This window comes from Pedococcus sp. P1_H8 (assembly GCF_056405175.1).
Genome location: NZ_JBFUCP010000364.1, coordinates 1 through 394, shown reverse-complemented (window position 1 = coordinate 394; position 394 = coordinate 1). Strand labels below are relative to the sequence as shown.

The following is a 394-nucleotide window of genomic DNA, read 5'->3' as shown; positions in this document are numbered from 1 at the left end:
GGCAACGTCAACGGCGAGAACAGGTAGAGCGCAAAGGGAATCAGCAGGGTCGGCCGGCGGCCGAGCAGCACGGTGAGCAGGCGCAGGACCGCCAGGGACGCGAGGGCCTGCAGGATCACCAGGATCAGCGCGGGCAGCGCCCACTGGTACGGGGCGAGGGTGTTCGCGATCCCGGCGACCAGGAACCCCGCCGGCATGAAGTGCCCGTCGTGGTCGTAGAGCAGGAACTCCGGCGACAGCAGCGACATCGTCCCGGCGCGCCCGGTGAGGATCAGGTCGTCCCAGTAGTAGTAGCCGCGGGCCGCCACCACCCCGCGGACCAGCAGTTGCAGGACCACCAGCGCGGCGGCGACCTGCATGACCCGGGTGCCGGTCGGGCGCCACCAGGGAGCGC

At 71.3% G+C, this 394-nt stretch carries 1 protein-coding gene; it reads right to left on the bottom strand.

What is annotated here, in order from left to right; translation table 11 throughout:
- The coding region (locus tag AC1DYG_RS20390; RefSeq protein WP_477641656.1) for a hypothetical protein at positions 1-394 on the bottom strand (394 nt) is incomplete at both ends.